Source organism: Bacteroidota bacterium (assembly GCA_016706255.1).
Classification (GTDB): domain Bacteria; phylum Bacteroidota; class Bacteroidia; order Chitinophagales; family BACL12; genus UBA7236.
The window spans coordinates 1,015,146-1,035,901 of record JADJJZ010000006.1 but is presented as its reverse complement, the minus strand read 5'-3'; the positions used below and the strand labels follow the sequence as shown (position 1 = coordinate 1,035,901).

Below are 20,756 nucleotides of genomic sequence, written 5' to 3'. Positions count from 1 at the left end.
AAATCATAACTCAGCATGCCATTTCAAACATAAACAAAACCGCATCGCTTTACCTTCCTGATAAGGTAGGGGTGAAACGATTGTAGAAAAAATACCTTCCAAAGAATCAAGCAAACCCCAGCGGTTTACCTGCTGGGCGAGGCAGGGGTGACACAAGAAATGTGCATTAAAGATTAATGTAAAATAATGCCACAACATGTCATTTTACCTATAAACAAAAGCCTCCTAGAGGTTTCATATTTTTAACTTGTGAATTATAGTTAAATGTAAAACAACAACGCAGAATGTTAACACTCACAAAGGTTTCGGCTGTTCATTGGTACATTAATAAATTAATCCATCGTCCGTAGCATTCGATGCTATGTACACATTACCACAAAATCACATCTTAATGTGATTGCCTTCAGCTGCATTGGCAAACGAGGAACGAGATGGGGACATTGTATTAATTATGGCAATAATCAGTATTGCCGTTTTCGAAATTGGTTTTGCCATGATGATGTTAAGTGCCATTCCTGTTCTTGCACCAATTGGAATTTTTGGATTGTTAACAATGTTATTAGGTGCCGGCATATATCTATTTGGTTTTCTTATTCCGGGTACAGCACTAATAGATACTTCAGATATTATTACCGATAACTTTATTTTTAACATTCCGCCTGTAATACCTGTTGGCACAGCTTTTTCGAGGCAACTAAATGCCGATATCAAGGGTAGTATGTTAGGTGTTAAAGGAAAATATAATTTAAATATCCGTTGGGAGCGAACCGCCTGAATTAATTGTCAAAGTGTTAAATACAAAGGCCATCAACTTAACGTTACATTGATGGCCTTTGCCTTAACAGGCTATTAAATAATATCATTTTCTAAAAATATAATTTCTATATTTCACAATTCCGCAAGGTTTTTCACCACTTCAAGTGCTTTCGGAAAAGTGCCATTAAAATAATCTTCCATACCGGCTTCTGCGCCCATATTTAATTCAACTTTTAATGTGGTAACACCATCCTTTTCATCAAGGAAATAACTTTCGGTAGCATCACCCCACTCTTTTGAAATGCGTTCTCCGTTTTTTATTTCACCTAAATGTTTGAATACCATTGAATTGTATTCATCTTTCTTTTCAATCATACTATACATGCCATCACCATTAGGACCAAGAAATAAGATACTTCCTCCCTCCTGCCAGTCGCTGACTGCATGAGAACCTTCATGAAAAACAGCTGTCCATTTGCGGTATGAAGCATCATCCCAAAGTACGTCCCAAACTTTTTCTTTAGGCGCATGAATTGTTGTATTAAATTTGAGTATTGCCATAATATTTTTTTTATAATTAATAATAAGCTAAAATAATACAACAGCAAATAACTACCAATTTAATTGCGACAATTAGCGGGGGTTTTGCGACAAATTTTTGTAAATACTTGAGAAAATTTAGGTTAATTACCTTATTTCGGTCGGAGACCGGGGTGGCGTCAGGAGTTGGAAACTCCACGACAACACAACCTGGTTACATTTTTATTTAGTTAATCAAAAAGCAACCGCTTTAGAAATAAACAGGAACCAGCAATTAAATAAAATATAACATAAAGAATTAAATTGAAGTATGCGAACATTAACTTTGTATTTATACATAAACCCTATTAGTATTAAGAAAATTATTTCCATTAATGAAAGTAAATTTAAAAATGGGTATTCTCTTATACGTGCATCATGAGAGAAAATGAAATAGTCATATAAAGTAATGGTAGAATAAATATACCATATAAAAAGTAATATTGAAAAAGTCAATAAAGTACGATTAAAATATTTCATAATTTGCTTTTACTTGTTTACAAAAATCATTAACAATTAAGTAAATTGGGGAATTGCCGTTGAATCAATGACGCGGTCAGGTTTTGATTCCAAAATAGGCAAATATTTCTTATAGAAGGCTAAGCTATCAGATATTGCCACTGTTTCAATTAAATAATAACCAATCAACATTGTTGCCTCATTGTCTTTACTATCATTAAAAATTCTTTCTAAGTCATAAAATACTGTTTCACCATTTTTTTTACGGTAAAGTTCTATAAACTCAAGTTTTTCAATATCATTTAAATTTGAATAAGAATTAATCGTATTGTATATATCTGCAGTAAAACTTATTTTAAGAATGAACCAAACAATAAAACCACTCAAAATCCCTGTTAATAAAAATAGAATGTTTTTCATAATAACTACTTAATAATTTAAAGTGTAACAAACAGAAGAAACAGGCTGTTTACGACTATTCATAGTTGCCTAAATACTTGTCAGTCTAAAAATTAATATTGGTACTAAATACTAAGCAACACTAAAATAAGACATTTCAGCTAATCGTAAAAACACCTCGGTCGGAGACCGGTGTGGCGTCAAGAGTTGGAAACTCCACGACAACATCTCATCCATTTTAATCTTACATTAACTCAAAATTGACCTATTTTCCTGCTATTTATTACCTGTTGTCGGATATGCCGTCCAGGTATAACTTTTTTGCACTATTTTCCACGACCCTTCATATTTTAATAATAAAAAGTAGTCAGTAAATATTCTCCAGCCAGGGATTACAATTTCAGCTTTAGCCATTGCAGCATTATTTTCATAGTCAATGGCAATTATACGTCCTATGCGGTCAGATTTTTCGCCTTGTTTAATGCCTTGAATATATTCTTCACCCGAACGTATGCGCAGGCTGTCTTCTTGTGTTACTGTATACAAATTAAAATCGGGATGAAATGCCCGTCGCACCCTATCAGGCTCTCCATTGGAAGTCCCTTCAATATAGTCCATTAATGTTACTGTAATTTGAGCTAGGTCAGACGAAGTGGTATCTGTTTGCGCATAACCTTTAAACGCAAACAACAATAGTAGCAAGGCTACGACATATTTATGTATTTTCATAAAATTGTAATTGTGTTCTAAAAATAAGTTTTATTTTCTAATTACTTTCCAGCACGACTTTCATTTTTTCGTTCATGGCGATAAATTTTTGATAGGTTTCGAGGTAAATCTTTTTTCCATAATTTTTTCCGAATAATCCATGCCAATATTCACCCTGAACAAAAAGTATTTGGTTATCATTAATTGGTTCAATGATAAAATAATGTTTCGCACTAAAAATAAACCCCAGCGACCCACCCCAGGCTAATTGTTTATTCGGTTCAAACAACAAAATAAAGGCTGAAAATTGATCGGTTGTAGAATCTACCTCAATAGTTGTCACTTTAATTTTCTCCTTCAGCGCAACTTTACCTTCAACCTGTAAAATGTATGGATGCCAATTGGCATAAGCATCAAAATCAGTCAATAATTGCCAAGCTTCAGCTGCGGAAGTGTTAATGATGATTTCTGTTCTGATTTCATTGGGTGTGCATAGGATTTGGCTGTGGCTTGCTATTGGGAATAGCAAACTACCTAATAAAGTAAACAGGTAATAACGAAATACAGGGTGCATATGTATGGAGGTCAAAAATAGGGAAAAATAAGTGTATAGAAACACAACTGTTATAAGCTCCTTTGGTCAAGTTAATATAACTGCATAACTGAAGTAAATATCTTTACTTTTCCCTTTCACTAAAGTAAAGTTAATGGATTATCTTTACTTTGCTCTTATGCCAAAGCAAAATATTTAGGACTTGAAGTCTAAAAAAGTTAAGATATTCAGGAAACTTAAGCCTGAATTTGACAGTTTATGTATTCAAAATAATTTTATTTTTGATGGCAATGATTATGGTTATAAATCTACAAATCTTACGTAATAATCCTTAACGAAGGCCAATTTTCATTAATTTTAGAACATGAAATATATGCTTCTGGCAATAATGCTTTATAGCACTTTGTATGGACAATCAGATAGTATACTATATGGTTTGGCTGGTACAACATCATATTCCTGTGATTGCGCAGGCATCCAAAACGCCACCGGCTTTATAATTACGAGCAATTATATAAGTTCTGAGGGAATTAATTATTTTAAATTAAAATTTAACAACGCTGAATTATTAACAACTGATAATATTATTGGAGAAGATATGTTTTTTGATTTGTATCGAATCAGCCACGATACGATTTTTTTTAGGCAAGGTGGAATTGATACCGTAAAAGATTCCTTAAAAAGCAAGGAAACGCTCATGGGTCTGTTTGCTCCAATCGATAGCACCATTTTTCCCATTCAAACCGCAAGTTATTTAGGCAATGAGGTGATTAAAATTTTACAAAGTGAAAACAAATATTATTTCCCGGTTGAGTATCCCTATCAATATACTTTCTATTTGAAGAGAGTTCCGGTAAGCAATTATCCTTTAATAGACAGGTTGACAATGCTACCTAATGGATTAATTGTTGGGTATAGATTTTATACCGGAACATATAAGTTCGAGTGCCTTAAGTCACTATAATTCATGTTTTGATACACGTTTAAAAACTAACTTACTTTATAGGCAGATAATAATTGCTTACAATTTGATGTGATAGATGTATGAATTCACATCAGCGTTTATTTTTATTGGTCTGCACAAAATCCCCTTTTATTGCTACCATACTTTTTCCTGATCTTAATATGCAGAATATCTTACACAACATTTATCTTTGATTCCCGGTTGATTATTATAACTTGGACTATGAAAGCCATTATTTTATCTTTATTATCTCTATTCTTCGCAATGACAGTGTTTACTCAAAATTACACAAATAAGATTGCTGAATATATGGATATGACCTTAATAGATTCTATTTTTAATACTTTATATGGGCAAGATGTCGACACAATACTTGTATATCAAACAACGAACGCCAACTCGAATAACGATTTACATTGTTCGAATCTAGATACATTTATGAGCATGTCTTATATAATTTGGGAAAAACAGCATAGCACATTTGTTATTCCTGTTTCCGAATGTGCAATATATAAGGAATGGGTTATTGACAGTAGTCTAATCTCCAATTTCGAATACTTAGACAGTGTTTGGGTTAGAAAATCTGAAGAACCCCACTATTTACTTGATAATTTGCGAACACCATTCTTGTCACAAATTGTTTACTTATATGCTCAAAATCAATTTATGGTAATGGAGTTAGGGTCGAATTCTGAATATTTATTAAATACCAACCTGGAGAAATACAGGCGAGATTTTGTAATATTAATAAATGAAGCACTTCAAATAACTACACATGAGTATATTATCAATCGATTTTATAAAAGATATGGTGAATATGAAAAATAGTAGATTTAATTATTAATCCATATTTAATACATTTGAGGCAGCATTTTGGAATAAACCAAAAATAGAAGGTATTAAGTTAACCCCCGAGATCTTACGCCAGCTCCATGCGATGGTCTGTACTTAAATCTTCTTATTTAGTTTCACATGGAGCATTTGTTTGTCTTGGCTCATGCCAGCTACCAGCCCTTATGGACGGGCCAATCGGGTGTTTACATATAAAATTAATCACCTTTTAAATCATTAATTAACTTGTTTGCGTATTTGTCCTGTAACGAATTTTGTTTAAGTGAAGCATTAATTGTCTCTATAATATCAGCTAATATTGCTCCAGATTTTGTGTCACATAGGTTATTAAAATCCAACAGGTATTGAGTGTATGTGCCATTTAAATACGCTTCAAAATATGTATGGAAACTAGATTTTAAAACTTGATAAGTATCAATTTCTTCAAGATTATTAATTAGATATAAAACATTGTTCATTAGTGTATCTTTGGGGGTAAGCGCGAAAGACCAATTGGGCAAAAACGATACCTGGTTGCTCAATTTTATTTCGTTATTATACTTGTTAAATCTTGAATAAGATGATTTAAATGAAGTATCATTTGAATATTGAATTATATTATAAGAAAAGCCATCATCAGAACCGTCATAATAAACAAACGAAATCCTAATAAATAAATCTCCTTCAGCAAGTTCAATTTTTTCTTGACCAATATTCTCAAGTAGGATTATCAATGACTTAGAGTTTAAAGTTGAGGAATTTTCTTTAATATCTATGGTTACTTTATTGCTGTTTAATTGTGCTCTTTGGATTTGCATTTCCTGATTTTCGCCTTTTGAGCAATTTAAACCTATGAAACAAAGGCAAAGACTTAATATATACAACCATTTCATTTTGCTTAATTTGTTTTAATATTTTTTAAATTTAAATGGATTTATTTTTTTTCTGGATGCTCAATATTGTGCTTAATATCTAAGCATGCCGTGAAATACTTGTTGCACCCTTAAATCCGTCTACTTCCATTTGAATGATGATTAAAGATACAAATTAATTTTCCGGAGCATGTGTAAGCATCCCTTGTATTTTCCATGAAAACATCAGTTCAATTACATGCCACCCGGATCATATTCGGGATCATCATCTGTAAAAGATTTAATTAGAACGCCATTTTCATAAGTTTCCATCTTATACCATGATTCTTGATAACGTCGATAATATCCCACACCACCATGTAATAATCCATTTTTATAATTACCCGCCTCCTTTAAATTTCCGTTTAAATAAAATAAAAAGTAGTGTCCATCTTTGATCCCCATTGAATAGTGAATGGCGTATTTATAGTTCCCCAAAATATTCTTCCTAACCCACCATCCATTTTTAGCTTTATCAATTTTCTGATTTAATAATTCCAGACTATCAGAAAGAAAGTAATCACCTCCATTGTTATAAATTGTAGTTTGGCTATAGCAATTACAAAAGTGTGAAGCCATCAAAATCAAACAAAATTTTAATATTATATACTTCATATACTTATTTCAATTGCAATTTTTCCTATTAAATTTATTACAATTTGGAGAATTTCTATAGCTACCCACTTTAACATTTTATAATTTATCACGATTACCTTTTCCTCATTAAAGTCATTTGGCTGGAAAGTAACAAAACTCCCTAGAGCTACTTTATCGCAATTATAATCAATTATTGATTTCGATCCATACAATAACCTTTGATTGGCATACCCGGTGATAGCTAAGTTAGTTAATTCCTCTAAATCAATTTATTACTAAGATCACATTTATATAACTATAGAGTATTTATAATCACAAATCCAACTCTCATAAAGGCAACAATCTAGCCCACTATTCTGTTTTGATTAATAATGAAATTGATTCTAAAAAGTAAGGATCTATTTCAAGGTCATTGAATATCCGCCTACAAGTGCATCGCATATTGTTGTAAAGACCATAATATACAATTCCATATTTTTGACTTATGACTAATTCGTAAATTAATGGAATTCCTGTAAAAACAATGCTACTTTTCAATTTAAGTAGGATAAGCGTATCATTCAATAAATCATTTTTAACCTTGTTTGTTAAGGTAACATAGGTATTATTGAAGACTGCAGTTTGAATTGTTCTCAATTGATTTAAGGAATCAGAAAACGAATAAAATATTGTTTCATCATACAAATTGAAGTATGTTTTTGAAAATAGTTCACCAGGTCTCAGGAACACGGTATCAATATTCCTCCTAATTAAATCAAATTGCCCTGTGTAGGTTATCGTTGGATCCAATAACTCTACTTTAAAATAATTGTTTGAATCAAGTTTAAAAGGTGAAAAAACAAATTGAGAATTATAGGATTTTGTATTTAAATCGAATTCATTGCACGCAAAATTAATTGTATCAATCTGTTCATTTTTTAAAAATTCTTCTGTTTTTACTTGGCTTACTAACACTTCAACACAGCCAATGTAAAATATATAAAAAAACACAATTACTTTAATTATTCGCATCCTAAATATTATTTATTCGCATTTCACTAATTCTGTCCAACGAGTTTTCTGCAGCACTCTCCGGGTTACCAACGTTAGTTCAATGTCTCTTCCCAAAATAAACGCACATTTTGTTAGCTATTTTGGTTTTACGGTTAATCCTATTATTACTTTACAATGATAACCAATGATTGCTAAAAATCATAGCACTATGGCTGTTCAAATTGGTTTTTTAGGATATTGTTCAATTCATAGCTGAAAGAATAGGTTTTGCAAATTTATCTCCCAAATTAAGGATAGCAAACCTAGAAATGAATCATTTCAGGGTATTTCCATCTAAGACATACGTAAAATAAATATTCCTCTAATCTAGGCGGTTTTATTGGATTTTTGAATGATTTTGCCATTCTACCACCGCTCCTCAAACACAAGTTGTAAACCTTTTAGTTAATAACCGCTTCTCTTTTTTTCTTAATTTGCATCATGTTTGGTTAAGCTGTGGCAAGGTTTTTCAAGACAAGACATATAGGAAGAAACGAAATGAAGAGGTAATCCCAAAAAAGCAAAAATGAAAAAACATGAAAAAAAAGGTAAAAAGTATTAGTTCAATCATTTTGTTTGGTTTAATTGTTATTATTTATTCATGCAAAAGTTACAATGAAAAAGGTAGTATTAATCAAAGCAAATTTGAGTGGATCGATGCAAAACCTAAATTTGATACATCCTTTAGTAAAAATAGTGTTGTCACAAAAATTAAATTTTTGGATAAATATTGTTTTAATACGAATTTTATTGTGGACGAAAATTTTTCATTTCTTAATCCAGAAAGCCTTTCTGATTGGTCGATAAGCATAAGTAATAAAAAAATTAATTTAAATACAGATAGCATAGACTGGGCATACTACTTTTTTGACACTGATTCAGTTTTAATGTATGAAAATGAATTGGGTTCTTTTTTGATAATCACCAACCAGCCTTTTTATTGTAATGGATTTTCATGTAACGTTATAGGATTGCTGGTTTTAGGGGAAAGTAGCCAAGGTTCTGTAGCCTACTATTTTGATACAGAGTTCGTTGATAAAGAAGTGTTGATTGACTTAATTGTTGCACAAACGTCAAAGAATAACAGACTCTCAATTCCTATGTCATGCCCTGAAAAGGATAGCAAAATTGAATACATTTATAAAGTAATTTAAAAGTATGCGAATATTTTACCAATTAAGTAATACGATAAAGGTTAAGTATAAATTAAATAAATTCAATTAAAGCAATTTACTTACCAATTAGCATTTTTTAAAGTTATTATGATTTATTGGATGCCAACAATTTAGTTTGCATTTACAAAGCCGGAATCTTTTTTATACTTAGCATGTTTATTTTTAATCTTAAGTTCCTCAATTCAATATAAGGTAAGACTTTGTTTATGGTGTATTAAATATTAGTCCAATCCGAAGCTATAATTTTAAATGTATGTAAAATACCAATTTCGTCAATATAAAAATAATAGATTGTTTTTTCCTTATCCAGCCCATAAATTAAATACCATCTTTTTTGTTCAATTGAATCTAACACTAGTTGTTCTGTAAACTCGTCGTCACCATATTGTTTACTCCATATGAAACCATTGTCTTTATGGAAGAATACTTTTCGGGTTGAATAGCTCTCCCCATTATATTGAACATTTGATATAAACGAAAAAGTAGTATCCTCTTCAAGATAATTTAAAAGTTGTTGGGAGGTAACATTTTCAAGATTAATCCGCATTGTGCTATCTTTCATTTTCATCCTTGAAATTGACATTGAATTATCTAAACTATCCCAATAGGGGTTTATTACATAGTCCTTTGTGATTATAACATCGGATTCCCTAGTTAGCGAGCAACTTGTAAAAATAATTAACAAATTTATCACGATAAGTTTCCTTTTTTTCATATTTAAATTATTGAGTTCTATCAATTATTTTTGATGCTACTAGATGATCTTTTTTAAATACACACAGGGCTAGATTATAAGTCCTGCTGTGTAATATTTGAAGTGCCATCTTTTTGACAGTGTTCCCAAATTGTTTTACTATCCATTCTATTTCCCTACTCATCATAGTAATAATGCACAATACCTTTGCCCCAACTCCTACCCACAGTTATCATCCCGAGCGGATCAGGCAAAATATTGTTCTTAATACTCACAGGGATTAAATTAACCATGAGTTAAAAGTAACGAAAAAAGTACATTATTTGTCAATTTTGGTTAGCTTTTTGTTTAAAATGTTATGCGATTTATGTTAAATTTATCGCTTACTCAGGGAGAATGTAATATATACATACGCCCCTGGCCATTCCCATAAAATAAAGTAAATTAATGCCTTTCGACAGGTTGGTTGGAACGACAGAATTCAAACTTGGACTTGCTAGTCATAGACCGCAAAAATGCCCTTTTTAATTAATCCGTGATTTACAACAACTTTCCATATGTTAGAAATTATAGTTTTCAATTTTATGAAATAACTGTAAATTAATTCGTATAACAAAAGTTTATTATTTAAATGTTTGGTCAAAACATCCTGCTTTTACAAAAATGTGTCTTAACTTGTTAAGGCGAAACCCGTTATACCAAAGTTTTTCAAATAATTAACTAATATATGATTGACCGTTCTATTATGTTTTAATCTCAACTCCTTATAATTATAGTCACATTATACTAATATACGAAGTAGACAAACCCAAAAAATTCAATCAATAAAGCAGATTTTATTTTTGTCACTTAATTTGAAGATTGGCCAGCCAATCTCGTTTTTGAACTCAATAATATCAAACCATTCCTTTGGATAATATTCAGCAAACCATCGATAATAAAATAAATAGTAAGAGTCAAAGCAGAATCCTTTGTTCATAAGGTCTTCAGCAGTATTTTGGGATGTGTAACCATTTAATACATGTGCAATACCCATGTGTAAATAATATTTAGAATCTGGACTATAACAATTAATTATATTTTGCACTAAGAATGGTTCTCTCCCTTTAAGATCGTTTGTCGGCAATTTATAGGTTTCAATATAGGAATCCCTAATCCTGCAAAAATAATTAAAATTTGGTCCTAGGTAGTTCTTTAACATTTCTAGTTTTTGCATATTTAAATTTTTCAACCATAAATTCAAATCCTTTTTCAATTTTTTCTTTGCAAAGTAGCTATCCTTTAACCCGTACTTGAAGTAGAGATCAAACAAAATACTTAGTTCGTCTTTTATTTCCAGTTTAATACCATTTAATATATTAGCATATGATTCTTTATAATATATTGAATAAAAACCATCGACCGTTGAACCTTTTTCAAATTTATTGATATTCGGTTCATAGAAAGTAATTAAAAACAATGTCGCTAAAACTAAACGCGGATCTATATCATTTTGAATGTCTATACAAGTAAAATTTAATGTTGGATTTAACCTCATTACCTCTGCGTACATTTTAATGTTTTTAAACTCATACTGCCTATCTGTCATAAACGAAATATAAGTTGAATCCCCGGTTTCGAAATACTTCAAGTAAAAGTATTCCAAACAAATTGGATTTTCGTAAATTATATTTGTTACATGACCAGTATCTATTAGTGAATTAAGCAATTTTTTTTGAAACGCAACCGAATTATCCATTAAATCAATGTATTTTGCAGTATTTTTATAATAGGAATCATCAAGATGTATATCACCCAATATATAAAAATTTGTTTCCGATTTTAATTCACATTGACCAAACGAGTCTACATTAATCAAAAAAATAATAAATACATTTACTATATGTTTCAAAATTTAAATTTTATTCTTGTTCGATAAGATTTAGCTCGATTATAACCTTCTTGAGTTACAACTGAGGTTGGATTAAAAAAGAGCCACTTATAAGTGGTTACTACTTTAGTTACTGGTACGCTTAAATCAGTAATAGAAAATTTATAACTGGTAGATTGGCCTAAATTCGGTGCAACTGTAATACAAATACATGGAACACCAGTTGGAATCGGTATATCCTTTCTACCGCTATCTCCTTGAGATGGACTTGTATAAATGATTGGACCTGTATTACAATCAGTTATGGTTATCATATCTGGAACACCATACAATTGAGCATTAACCTCTATTACTCCAGTGGGTGGAATAGGATAACATTGATTAAATGTTTCATTTCTTTGTAAACCAGATGCATTTGAATTTGCAATAGTACCAACCTGATATTCAGTAACCTCCCTAGTTAGTCCAAATCCGCTTGAAATAGTTTTATCTTCATCTTTTCTCGGATCTTCTGGCACTTCAGCTTCATAGGCGCTTTTCTTATATAATTTACCGCAGCCCTTGCCACTATAACAACATTTATTGAGATATTTATCTTTGTAACGTATAAAACTTTTTTCTGTCCAACGTAATGTCACAGCTAAGGTTAATTTTCTGTACCATTTCAAATCTTTCCTTGTTTTTTCATTTTCTCCTGTTTCAACTCCACCATTCTCTGAAGTAGAATTGCCTTTTTTATCTGTTAGAATTATTGGACTATTATCAAAAACAACATATTGGGATTGCCATGGATGTAATTCAGGATCTAAATTCCATCGTTTCGCGAGTCGAGTATCATAATCCCAAAATTCAGCAGAATTTATGTTTCCATCACCACTAATTTCATCATCCTGCTCCTGTCCATTAAACCCATACCCATACTCGGTTCCAGCCTCCCAACTTCGTCCCACAGTTATCATCCCGAACGGATCATAACTAAACACAACTGTTTTATCGTTTGCTAAATATTTCACCAGACATTAAATATAGGGATTTTTTTTAAAAAAGAATATCCAATTGTTGGGAAAACCCATCCTTTTTAGGGTTATTAAAAAGCACTGCATCCTCAGGGATTCATTGGTATGAAAAACCCGAAATTTGCCGGATGTGAAGTAATGTAAACGTTGAACATCTCAAATAATGTATTAAGCAATATTAATTCTTGAAAATAAAATGTAGCTATATAGTAGGACTTAAAAAAATTCCCTATTTGACTAATTTCAATTTAAATTCGAAATACCCGATTGTTGAACGATCATAAAATAACATTAGGATTTGAAAATTTTGTTCTAGCCCGGATAGCAGCGGAAACAAACCAGCCAATGTGCTGATGTGTTGATGTGCTGATGTGCTAATTAAACAGCCGGTTTTGAGGATAATGTAATTTTACGGTTTGTTGGAGCGAATAGCCGGTTGGGAAGTAAAATAGTTGGAAAAAGGTGCTGCTACAAAAAAAAAGGATGAGTTAAAATCTTGCCTTTACTGTCAATGAGTTGCAAAATGACTAAAACAAAAAAGTTTCAGCAAAAGCTGAAACTTACCTGGGTCGGGAATTGAACCTACCTCCGTTGCTAAGGTACTCAACCCCGCACGAACATTTCTGCACAAATTTTTTATTACGATTTAATCGAATCATTTAATAGCACAGAAAATTTATCGCATAAAAAAAGCCTCTGAAATATCAGAGGCCTTGTACCCGGGGCGGGACTTGAACCCGCACGAACATTGCTGCCCACAGGATTTTAAGTCCTGCGTGTCTACCAGTTCCACCACCCGGGCAACCGGAAAAATTAAGCACGGTTGGAACCGTGCCATTTTTTGAGCGAGAGACGAGATTCGAACTCGCGACCCCGACCTTGGCAAGGTCGTGCTCTACCAGCTGAGCTACTCTCGCATTTGCCCATTGTTTTACCAACGGGAGTGCAAATATAATTGGATTAATTGTTTCTGCAAAAATGATATGGAAAAAAATTCTTTTTTATCCACAAACTGCCGCCAACAAAGGGTATTTCAACACCACAATTATCGCAATAACTGCAATTTACCCCCTATATTTGGACAAATTTTTTTTATGCAACAACTAATCGAATGTGTGCCCAATTTTAGTGAAGGCCGTGATATGACTGTTATTAAACAAATTACCGACGTTATTGAAACGGTTGAAGGGGTTAAGTTGCTGGATGTGGATCCGGGAAAGGCTACAAACCGCACAGTGGTGACCTTTGTGGGCACGCCGGATGCTGTGGTGGAAGCGGCGTTCAGAGCCATTAAAAAAGCTGCTGAACTGATTGATATGCGCAAACACAAGGGTGAACATCCGCGTATGGGTGCAACTGATGTTTGTCCGTTTATTCCCGTAGCCAATGTTACTATGGACGATTGTATCGCCTGCGCCAAAAAATTAGGCGAACGTGTTGGCAATGAGCTGGGTATTCCGGTGTATTTATATGAAAGTGCTGCTTCTGCACCGCACCGAAAAAACCTGGCAAACGTGCGCGCAGGTGAATATGAAGGTATAGAACAAAAAATATTACTACCCGAATGGAAACCGGATTATGGTGAAAAATTTAATCCGAAAACAGGCAATTGTATTATTGGCGCCCGCGATTTTTTGGTTGCTTTTAATGTGAATTTAAATACCACCAGCGTTCGTCGCGCAAATTCTATTGCCTTTGATGTGCGCGAAAATGGTCGTGTTGATCCGTCGGGACAAAAAGATGCTCATGGCGAACCATTGCGTATTCCGGGCACTTGCAAAAGCGTAAAAGCAATTGGCTGGTATATTGAAGAATATGGTATTGCACAAATTTCGATGAACCTCACCAATATAAATGTTACACCTGTGCATATTGGTTTTAATGAAGTAAATAAAAGTGCAACTCGAAGAGGTATTCGCGTAACCGGCAGTGAATTGGTTGGATTAATTCCGTTACAATGTATGCTGGATGCCGGAAAATATTTTCTGGAACAACAGGAACGCAGTGTGGGTGTGAGTGATGAAGAATTAATTCGCATTGCTATAAAAAGTATGGGTTTAGATGAGTTGGCTGATTTTAATCCGGAGGAAAAAATTATTGAATATAAATTATATGGCAAGGAAAGAATTGGCAAATTAATTTCAATGAATTTGCGTGCATTTGCAAATGAAACGGCAAGTGAAAGCCCTGCACCAGGCGGTGGCAGTATTGCTGCTTATGTTGGTGCTTTGGGTATTTCGCTGGCAACAATGGTGGCCAATCTTTCATCACATAAAAAAGGATGGGATGAACGTTGGAAAGAATTTTCAGACTACGCAGAAAAAGGTCAGCATTTAAAAGATCAATTATTAAAAATGGTTGATGCAGATACCAATGCGTTTAATCAAATTATGAACGCATTTGGTTTACCTAAATCAAATGATGATGAAAAAAATGCGCGTAAAAAAGCCATTCAGGATGCTACATTAAACGCCATCAATATTCCATTTAAAGTAATGGAATTAAGTTTGGAAAGTATGGATACCATTAAAGCCATGGCGGATTTCGGCAATCCGAATTCGGTGAGTGATGCGGGTGTAGGTGCTTTGTGCGCAAGGGCTGCAGTGATTGGTGCATTTTTAAATGTTAAAATAAATGCGGGCGGATTAAGTGATAAAGTAATGGCTGCAAATAAAATTGCTGCCGGCGAACAATTGGTTGCGCAGGCTGAAAAAATGGAAAAAGAAATTTTGGATATTGTTTATAACAAAATAAAATAACATGCTCATTTATCAGTATGTTTTTTTAACATTATTATTGCCATTTCCTGCGTTATGGAATTTAATTAAACAAAAAAACAAGTTTAATTATAACTGGTGGGCAGCACTTGTACTTTTTGTGTTGCTGTTATTATTTATTTTTCAAGCAGGTGCATGGCCGTATTTGGGATTTAACTGGCGCTATTTAATACCGGCTATTTATGTGCTCATTTTTGTAATTCTTTTTTGGAGAAAAACTAAAAGTATTTCCGCACAACCTAAACCTTCCAGTCGTCGCGGCGTTATTGTGAGTTCCATATTTATTGTATTATTTGCTTACACCAATATTGAAATTTACAATGGTGGTTCAACGCAGGAAGATGCTGTAGAACTGGCTTTCCCCTTGCGCAATGGCAGTTACACGATTATGCAGGGTGGTGATTCTGAAATTGGCAATGCCGTACATCGTTATAATACACCCCATTCGTATGCGATCGATATTGTTAAACTCAACGAAAATAAAAAACGTGGCAATCAGCTTTTTTCAAAAAATGTAAATGATTATACCATTTATGGCGATACCATTTTCAGTCCATGTGATGGCACAATAATTACTTATTATGATGGTGTGGAAGAAAATATTCCGCCGACAACAAATATAAAAAAACGGGGTGGCAATCATGTGGTGATCAGAACCGGTGATATTAAAATTCTAATTTGTCACATGCAAAAAAATTCAATTGCCGTTAAACGCGGTGATACCATTAAAACAGGCGATGTAATTGGTTTGGTAGGCAATACCGGTTTCAGTATTGAACCACATTTACATATTCAGGTTTATAAAACTGAACGGTCTGTAAATATGATGGTGCCTATTCGTTTTGAGGGCCGATTTTTAAATATGAATGATATTATTACTTCCGAACCTGAATAATATTTTTACACTATAAATTAATTGCGGACTAAAACAGCTCCAAATAAAGTATCACCTCCTTCAGCAGAATATTGAAAATATTGTTGTTTTACTAAAGTTAATGGTAAATGTTGTGTGAAATATTCCACATTTAATTCATTTTCATCCTGATAAACGGAGCAGGTTAAATAAATTAATTTACCTCCTGGTTTAAGTTGATTACAAATACCGGTAATAATGTCGCGTTGTCGAGTAATATGTTCCTTCAACAACTGTTCATCAAAAAACGACAACCATTCCGGTGTGCGTGTCCAGGTGCCGGAACCACTGCAGGGAACATCTGCAATAATGCCATCAAATAAGGGTAATCGTTTATACGTATCACTTATTGTCAAATCTACAATAAGTCCGTTGTAATTCAATATTCCGTTTCTGGTAAATCGTTCTTTCAGGTTATCCAAAATACTTTTTCTGATATCGGAAACAAACAATTGTATTTGTGGTTGTTGCGCCATGAGCATCAGCGATTTTCCACCTGAACCTGCACAGCAGTCCCACCACGCTTCATTTTTTTGTGGCTGAATTAATTGTATGGTTTGTTGAGATGCAATATCCTGAATTTCAAAATCGCCATTAGCAAAGGTTTTCATTTCGGTGAGGGGATAATTTTTTGTAAAACGCAGGGTATTTCCTTCCACTGTAAAAAAATAATCTTTGTTCGTGCATTCCTTTTTTACTTCTTCGAGCATAGCTTGTTTTACACGAATAAAAACCGCGGGTTGCGATTTTAATGCGGTAAATAAGGCAGATTTATCTACTGAAGATGAAATTTTATTTTCAAGTGGAAACGGAATTTGTTGTTTTATTGCAAACGTTGCATCGGGCAGTTCTGTTTTCCATACTTCGTATAAACCATGTGTAACTTCATCCAACGCTGCTGCCTGAACAACTAAAGCCTGCTGGTCGTACTCAGTTGCTGCACCTTTAATACGGAAATAATTATACAGCAACGCAGTATAAATTTTCCTGTCGCGACTACCGGCATTTTTATTTTCGCGAAACCAGTTTTTTAAATATTGCTGGAGTGCAATACTTCCATCATATCCATTAATTAAACCAATGGTTTTAAGCAACTTTACCTGTTCATGCATTATGTAAAAATACAGGTTTTCCCATTAATGCCTGAGTCGCAAGTATTTATTGCAAGCAATTGAATGCCTTAACTTACTTTTTTATTTCATCATTCATCACAAAACTGAGTGCACCTGAAGGGCATTTTTTTACCTGCTCAATAATTGCTTCAGTGTCTGCACCTTGCGGGTTAATCCAAGGGCGAATGCGGCTGTTAAAAACGCCCGGTAAACCCCTTACACAATTGCCGGAATGCGTGCATAATTTTGGCTGCCAGATAATGGTTACCTCACCATTTGAATATTTGAGTACGTCGCCTGCCATGTTGTTATTTTTATTCAATATTATCGTATTTATGGTGAATAAAAAAATTATTAGGTTAATTTGCAATGAAATCGAATTGCATGCAAAAAACAACTGAACAAACCTCTAATTACCGCCATCTTGAAAAAATGAGCACCGCCGAATTATTGCAAAATATGAATAATGAGGATAAAACGGTTCCGCATGCAATTGAAAAAGTGTTACCGGTAATTGAAAAACTGGTAGATGAAATTGCGGACCGCATGTTAACGGGAGGGCGATTATTTTATATTGGTGCAGGCACTTCGGGCAGACTGGGCATTGTTGATGCCAGTGAATGTCCGCCTACCTTTGGTGTGGAGCAGGGTTTGGTTATCGGTTTAATAGCAGGTGGTGATGCTGCTATTCGCAAAGCAGTTGAACATGCAGAAGATGATACTAAACAGGGCTGGAACGATTTACTGGCCCATCATGTTTGTGAAAAAGATGTGGTAATCGGGATAGCAGCAAGCGGAACTACTCCTTACGTAATTGGTGCCTTGAAAGCTTGTCGCGAAAACAATATTTTAACCGGAAGTATCACTTGTAATGCCGGTTCGCCGGTAGCAGCGCAGGCCGATTATGCGATTGAAGTTGTAGTAGGCCCGGAGTTTGTTACCGGTTCAACAAGAATGAAAAGTGGTACTGCACAGAAATTATGTTTAAATATGATTTCAACGGCCGTTATGATAAAAATAGGACGTGTGGAAGATAACAAAATGGTAAATATGCAGTTAAGTAATGATAAATTAATTGACCGGGGGACAAAAATGGTGATGGAGCAAACGGGATTAAATTATGAAGCTGCTAAAAAAGAATTGTTAAAAGAAGGCAGTGTAAAAAAAGCTGTTCTTGCTTTCAGGAAGTGAAAATTATGAAATAAAATTCATTTTTTATTAATAAAATAAATTTTTTTGTTTCCAAAATACAAAATAATTTGCGGACGTTTATCAGGATATGCAGGAAATAGAACCTTATTATAATTGGCGCGAATTCTATTCATCGGAGGAAGATGAGTTGAGTCCTTTTTACGGAAGGGAATACAGTGAGTTTGAATTTACAAATACGATATATAACTATTTTATTCATCCTCAATGGGATGAGTTTGGTTCGGCGACTTTGTATATGAAAATTATTTATGCCGATTACGAAGCCGGCGTTGCGATAATGGAATTTATTGGTGAGTGGAACGACTGTTTGTATAATGATATTATGTTTCTTAAGCGTGATGTTATTGATGAGCTTACACATAATGGTATCAATAAATTTATTCTGATTGGAGAAAATGTACTGAATTTTCACGGTGGCGAAGATGATTATTACGAAGAATGGTTTGACGATATTGAAGATGGCTGGATTGCCGCAATTAATTTCCGCGAACATGTGGAAGATGAAATGATTCGCGCACATGTTGACCGCTATATGCTGATTGGCGCACCGTTTAATCAGCTCAACTGGCGAAAATACAAACCTCAGGCGCTGGCATTACTGGTTGAAACAGTGATGCAAAAACGGCTTGGTGTAGGGTAAAATGTCATCTCCCCAAAAAAAATAATTCATTACCATGTTACAACAATTATCATCAGAACTGCTGCATATTATTCATACCTATTCGGAAAAATTTTCTTTACTCACTGAAGATGTTTTAGCCAACAAACCCAATCCTGAAAAATGGAGTAAAAAAGAAATTATTGGTCACCTCATTGATTCGGCGCATTCTAATTTACGTCGTTTTGTAGTTGGTCAGTATCAGCAACATGTAAAAATTGTTTATGACCAGGATTTTTGGGTGATTGCGAATCAATATCAGCACATGCAAAAAGATGAACTGATTACTTTATGGGCATTATTAAATAAACAAATCACTGCAGTATGGGAACAAATGCCTGAGCAAAATTATTTACATGTAGTTGATACCGGAAAAGATACTATTTCTGAACGCACATTAATTTGGCTTGCAGAAGATTACATTAAACATCTGCAACACCATTTGAACCAAATATTTCCGGGTTCATTTGAGGTTCAATATTAACGACGAATACCCTGTTTATTTAATGTAGCAATATAAATGTCGCGATTGCGGTTGTGTTCGGCCAGTGTTTTTGCAAATAAGTGATATCCGGAACCATCGCCACTTGCGCACATAAAAATATAATTGTGGTGCTCATAATTTAATACAGCATCAATATAGGCAATTGGCGGCATGTGAATGGGACCCGGAGGTAAGCCGGTATATTTATAAGTATTATAAGGAGATTCAATTTCTAAATCAGCGAATAATATACGTTTAATTGCAAAATTGCCAATTGCAAATTTTACAGTTGGGTCGGCTTCCAGTTTCATGCCTTTATTAATACGATTCATATATACACCGGCAATTCTTGGTGCTTCATCAGCTGCTTTTTCATTTTCAGAATAAACAATGGAAGCCAGAATATAAACTTGTTGCGGTGTGAGTCCGATATTATCTGCTTTTGTTTTTCGCGCCGCAGTCCAAAAACGATCATGTTCTTTTATCATGCGGGTAATAAATCCTTCGGCAGAAGTATTCCAATACAATTCATAAGTATTTGGAATAAATAATGTCATAAAATTATCTTTATTCACACCAAGTTTTTCGAGATAAGCAGTTGAATCAAACAACTGCATAAAATCGAGTGAGTCTGCCATTAATTGTTCACCAATTCTTTTAGCAAAATCGGTTTTTGTTCTGATATTATTAAACGTAACATTCACAGGAGTTTGTCGCCCGCTCATAATTAAATTCACCACTTCCCTATTGCTCATTCCCGGCTCAATTAAATAACGACCTGCAGAAAGGTGATTTCCCATGTGCTGACGGGTGGCCCACCATTCGAAGGAATCCTGATTTTTAAAAATACCGGCTGCCGCAGTTTGTGCTAAAATTGATTCGAGGTTATCATCCGTTTTTACATAAATGGAAACGGCTTCATCTGATGCCACATTTGGCATCACAATTTTCCGGTAAGTGCTATATCCAAACAGCATTACAATTGTAATTACTGCAAACAGCACACCGGCAACTATAAACAATGTTTTCTTTTTAACAGCCATATCAAAGCCTTTG

Annotated in this window: 22 protein-coding genes and 2 tRNA genes; 9 read left to right on the top strand and 15 right to left on the bottom strand. The window is 33.7% G+C overall.

The annotated features are described in order from the left end of the window. Positions 1-451 precede the first annotated feature (451 nt). Complete coding sequence (locus tag IPI65_13140) at positions 452-775, top strand: hypothetical protein (protein MBK7442457.1); 324 nt, start codon at positions 452-454, stop codon at positions 773-775. 113 nt (positions 776-888) lie between these two features. On the opposite strand, the gene IPI65_13135 is transcribed toward IPI65_13140, so the two are convergent. The 4 genes from IPI65_13135 to IPI65_13120 form a co-directional block, all read right to left on the bottom strand. Further along, a complete protein-coding gene (locus tag IPI65_13135; protein MBK7442456.1) occupies positions 889-1,317 on the bottom strand; it encodes an SRPBCC domain-containing protein in 429 nt (142 codons plus the stop codon). 534 nt (positions 1,318-1,851) lie between these two features. Beyond that, positions 1,852-2,214 (bottom strand): hypothetical protein, encoded by a 363-nt coding sequence (locus tag IPI65_13130; protein MBK7442455.1) that lies wholly within the window; start codon positions 2,212-2,214, stop codon positions 1,852-1,854. A gap of 255 nt (positions 2,215-2,469) precedes the next feature. Then, a complete protein-coding gene (locus IPI65_13125) occupies positions 2,470-2,922 on the bottom strand; it encodes a nuclear transport factor 2 family protein (protein MBK7442454.1) in 453 nt (150 codons plus the stop codon). Between the two features lie 37 nt (positions 2,923-2,959). Then, positions 2,960-3,475 carry an SRPBCC domain-containing protein gene (locus tag IPI65_13120; protein ID MBK7442453.1) on the bottom strand — a complete coding sequence of 172 codons (516 nt, stop codon included), beginning with the start codon at positions 3,473-3,475 and terminating at the stop codon, positions 2,960-2,962. A 343-nt stretch (positions 3,476-3,818) separates the two neighbouring features. Between IPI65_13120 and IPI65_13115 the strand changes: the two genes are divergently transcribed. Both IPI65_13115 and IPI65_13110 read left to right on the top strand, forming a co-directional pair. Next, positions 3,819-4,418 (top strand): hypothetical protein, encoded by a 600-nt coding sequence (locus IPI65_13115; GenBank protein MBK7442452.1) that lies wholly within the window; start codon positions 3,819-3,821, stop codon positions 4,416-4,418. Between the two features lie 444 nt (positions 4,419-4,862). Then, positions 4,863-5,246, top strand: coding sequence for a hypothetical protein (locus IPI65_13110; protein MBK7442451.1), 384 nt, complete (start codon positions 4,863-4,865; stop codon positions 5,244-5,246). 221 nt (positions 5,247-5,467) lie between these two features. Here IPI65_13110 and IPI65_13105 read toward each other — a convergent pair whose 3' ends face one another. The 3 genes from IPI65_13105 to IPI65_13095 all read right to left on the bottom strand — a co-directional run bounded on the left by IPI65_13105 (position 5,468) and on the right by IPI65_13095 (position 7,768). Continuing rightward, positions 5,468-6,142, bottom strand: a complete 675-nt coding sequence (locus IPI65_13105; protein ID MBK7442450.1) for a hypothetical protein — start codon at positions 6,140-6,142, stop codon at positions 5,468-5,470. Positions 6,143-6,355: 213 nt separating this feature from the next. After that, positions 6,356-6,739 carry a hypothetical protein gene (locus tag IPI65_13100; GenBank protein MBK7442449.1) on the bottom strand — a complete coding sequence of 128 codons (384 nt, stop codon included), beginning with the start codon at positions 6,737-6,739 and terminating at the stop codon, positions 6,356-6,358. Positions 6,740-7,108: 369 nt separating this feature from the next. Then, on the bottom strand, positions 7,109-7,768 hold the full coding sequence (locus tag IPI65_13095; GenBank protein ID MBK7442448.1) for a hypothetical protein: 660 nt from the start codon (positions 7,766-7,768) through the stop codon (positions 7,109-7,111). A 557-nt stretch (positions 7,769-8,325) separates the two neighbouring features. On the opposite strand from IPI65_13095, the gene IPI65_13090 reads away from it, so the two are divergent. After that, positions 8,326-8,943, top strand: coding sequence for a hypothetical protein (locus IPI65_13090; GenBank protein MBK7442447.1), 618 nt, complete (start codon positions 8,326-8,328; stop codon positions 8,941-8,943). Positions 8,944-9,178: 235 nt separating this feature from the next. Here the strand turns inward: IPI65_13090 and IPI65_13085 are convergent, their stop codons facing one another. The 5 genes from IPI65_13085 to IPI65_13065 form a co-directional block, all read right to left on the bottom strand. Continuing rightward, complete coding sequence (locus IPI65_13085) at positions 9,179-9,532, bottom strand: hypothetical protein (GenBank protein ID MBK7442446.1); 354 nt, start codon at positions 9,530-9,532, stop codon at positions 9,179-9,181. Between the two features lie 943 nt (positions 9,533-10,475). Next, a complete protein-coding gene (locus tag IPI65_13080) occupies positions 10,476-11,549 on the bottom strand; it encodes a hypothetical protein (protein MBK7442445.1) in 1,074 nt (357 codons plus the stop codon). Beyond that, a complete protein-coding gene (locus tag IPI65_13075) occupies positions 11,546-12,541 on the bottom strand; it encodes a hypothetical protein (protein ID MBK7442444.1) in 996 nt (331 codons plus the stop codon). The genes IPI65_13080 and IPI65_13075 overlap by 4 nt, the downstream gene beginning before the upstream one ends. Before the next feature lie 719 nt (positions 12,542-13,260). Then, positions 13,261-13,346: transfer RNA gene (locus IPI65_13070), tRNA-Leu, on the bottom strand. A gap of 42 nt (positions 13,347-13,388) precedes the next feature. After that, positions 13,389-13,461 (bottom strand) — tRNA-Gly (locus IPI65_13065). Between the two features lie 177 nt (positions 13,462-13,638). Here IPI65_13065 and ftcD point away from each other — a divergent pair. Both ftcD and IPI65_13055 read left to right on the top strand, forming a co-directional pair. Beyond that, entirely contained in the window at positions 13,639-15,303 is a 1,665-nt protein-coding gene (ftcD, locus tag IPI65_13060) for a glutamate formimidoyltransferase (GenBank protein ID MBK7442443.1), read from the top strand. A 1-nt stretch (position 15,304) separates the two neighbouring features. Beyond that, on the top strand, positions 15,305-16,216 hold the full coding sequence (locus IPI65_13055; GenBank protein ID MBK7442442.1) for a M23 family metallopeptidase: 912 nt from the start codon (positions 15,305-15,307) through the stop codon (positions 16,214-16,216). Positions 16,217-16,233: 17 nt separating this feature from the next. On the opposite strand, the gene IPI65_13050 is transcribed toward IPI65_13055, so the two are convergent. Both IPI65_13050 and IPI65_13045 read right to left on the bottom strand, forming a co-directional pair. Beyond that, positions 16,234-17,346 carry a hypothetical protein gene (locus IPI65_13050; protein ID MBK7442441.1) on the bottom strand — a complete coding sequence of 371 codons (1,113 nt, stop codon included), beginning with the start codon at positions 17,344-17,346 and terminating at the stop codon, positions 16,234-16,236. 73 nt (positions 17,347-17,419) lie between these two features. After that, positions 17,420-17,650 carry a (4Fe-4S)-binding protein gene (locus IPI65_13045; protein MBK7442440.1) on the bottom strand — a complete coding sequence of 77 codons (231 nt, stop codon included), beginning with the start codon at positions 17,648-17,650 and terminating at the stop codon, positions 17,420-17,422. Positions 17,651-17,730: 80 nt separating this feature from the next. Here IPI65_13045 and murQ point away from each other — a divergent pair, with 80 nt between their 5' ends. The 3 genes from murQ (at position 17,731) to IPI65_13030 (ending at position 19,700) form a co-directional block, all read left to right on the top strand. Beyond that, complete coding sequence (gene murQ / locus IPI65_13040; GenBank protein ID MBK7442439.1) at positions 17,731-18,537, top strand: N-acetylmuramic acid 6-phosphate etherase; 807 nt, start codon at positions 17,731-17,733, stop codon at positions 18,535-18,537. An 88-nt stretch (positions 18,538-18,625) separates the two neighbouring features. Continuing rightward, positions 18,626-19,198: a hypothetical protein gene (locus IPI65_13035; GenBank protein MBK7442438.1), complete on the top strand. Its 573-nt coding sequence runs from the start codon at positions 18,626-18,628 to the stop codon at positions 19,196-19,198. 34 nt (positions 19,199-19,232) lie between these two features. Continuing rightward, complete coding sequence (locus tag IPI65_13030; protein MBK7442437.1) at positions 19,233-19,700, top strand: DinB family protein; 468 nt, start codon at positions 19,233-19,235, stop codon at positions 19,698-19,700. Here IPI65_13030 and mltG read toward each other — a convergent pair. Beyond that, positions 19,697-20,743, bottom strand: coding sequence for an endolytic transglycosylase MltG (gene mltG / locus IPI65_13025; protein MBK7442436.1), 1,047 nt, complete (start codon positions 20,741-20,743; stop codon positions 19,697-19,699). The genes IPI65_13030 and mltG overlap by 4 nt on opposite strands. Positions 20,744-20,756 lie beyond the last annotated feature (13 nt).

Excerpts from the sequence above, each read along its gene's own strand:
- IPI65_13140 (MBK7442457.1), top strand. The coding sequence starts at position 452 with ATGGCAATAATCAGTATTGCCGTTTTCGAAATTGGTTTTGCCATGATG.
- IPI65_13135 (MBK7442456.1), bottom strand. The coding sequence starts at position 1,317 with ATGGCAATACTCAAATTTAATACAACAATTCATGCGCCTAAAGAAAAA.
- IPI65_13130 (MBK7442455.1), bottom strand. The coding sequence starts at position 2,214 with ATGAAAAACATTCTATTTTTATTAACAGGGATTTTGAGTGGTTTTATT.
- IPI65_13125 (MBK7442454.1), bottom strand. The coding sequence starts at position 2,922 with ATGAAAATACATAAATATGTCGTAGCCTTGCTACTATTGTTGTTTGCG.
- IPI65_13120 (MBK7442453.1), bottom strand. The coding sequence starts at position 3,475 with ATGCACCCTGTATTTCGTTATTACCTGTTTACTTTATTAGGTAGTTTG.
- IPI65_13115 (MBK7442452.1), top strand. The coding sequence starts at position 3,819 with ATGAAATATATGCTTCTGGCAATAATGCTTTATAGCACTTTGTATGGA.
- IPI65_13110 (MBK7442451.1), top strand. The coding sequence starts at position 4,863 with ATGTCTTATATAATTTGGGAAAAACAGCATAGCACATTTGTTATTCCT.
- IPI65_13105 (MBK7442450.1), bottom strand. The coding sequence starts at position 6,142 with ATGAAATGGTTGTATATATTAAGTCTTTGCCTTTGTTTCATAGGTTTA.
- IPI65_13100 (MBK7442449.1), bottom strand. The coding sequence starts at position 6,739 with ATGGCTTCACACTTTTGTAATTGCTATAGCCAAACTACAATTTATAAC.
- IPI65_13095 (MBK7442448.1), bottom strand. The coding sequence starts at position 7,768 with ATGCGAATAATTAAAGTAATTGTGTTTTTTTATATATTTTACATTGGC.
- IPI65_13090 (MBK7442447.1), top strand. The coding sequence starts at position 8,326 with ATGAAAAAAAAGGTAAAAAGTATTAGTTCAATCATTTTGTTTGGTTTA.
- IPI65_13085 (MBK7442446.1), bottom strand. The coding sequence starts at position 9,532 with ATGAAAATGAAAGATAGCACAATGCGGATTAATCTTGAAAATGTTACC.
- ftcD (MBK7442443.1), top strand. The coding sequence starts at position 13,639 with ATGCAACAACTAATCGAATGTGTGCCCAATTTTAGTGAAGGCCGTGAT.
- IPI65_13055 (MBK7442442.1), top strand. The coding sequence starts at position 15,305 with ATGCTCATTTATCAGTATGTTTTTTTAACATTATTATTGCCATTTCCT.
- IPI65_13050 (MBK7442441.1), bottom strand. The coding sequence starts at position 17,346 with ATGCATGAACAGGTAAAGTTGCTTAAAACCATTGGTTTAATTAATGGA.
- IPI65_13045 (MBK7442440.1), bottom strand. The coding sequence starts at position 17,650 with ATGGCAGGCGACGTACTCAAATATTCAAATGGTGAGGTAACCATTATC.
- murQ (MBK7442439.1), top strand. The coding sequence starts at position 17,731 with ATGCAAAAAACAACTGAACAAACCTCTAATTACCGCCATCTTGAAAAA.
- IPI65_13035 (MBK7442438.1), top strand. The coding sequence starts at position 18,626 with ATGCAGGAAATAGAACCTTATTATAATTGGCGCGAATTCTATTCATCG.
- IPI65_13030 (MBK7442437.1), top strand. The coding sequence starts at position 19,233 with ATGTTACAACAATTATCATCAGAACTGCTGCATATTATTCATACCTAT.
- mltG (MBK7442436.1), bottom strand. The coding sequence starts at position 20,743 with ATGGCTGTTAAAAAGAAAACATTGTTTATAGTTGCCGGTGTGCTGTTT.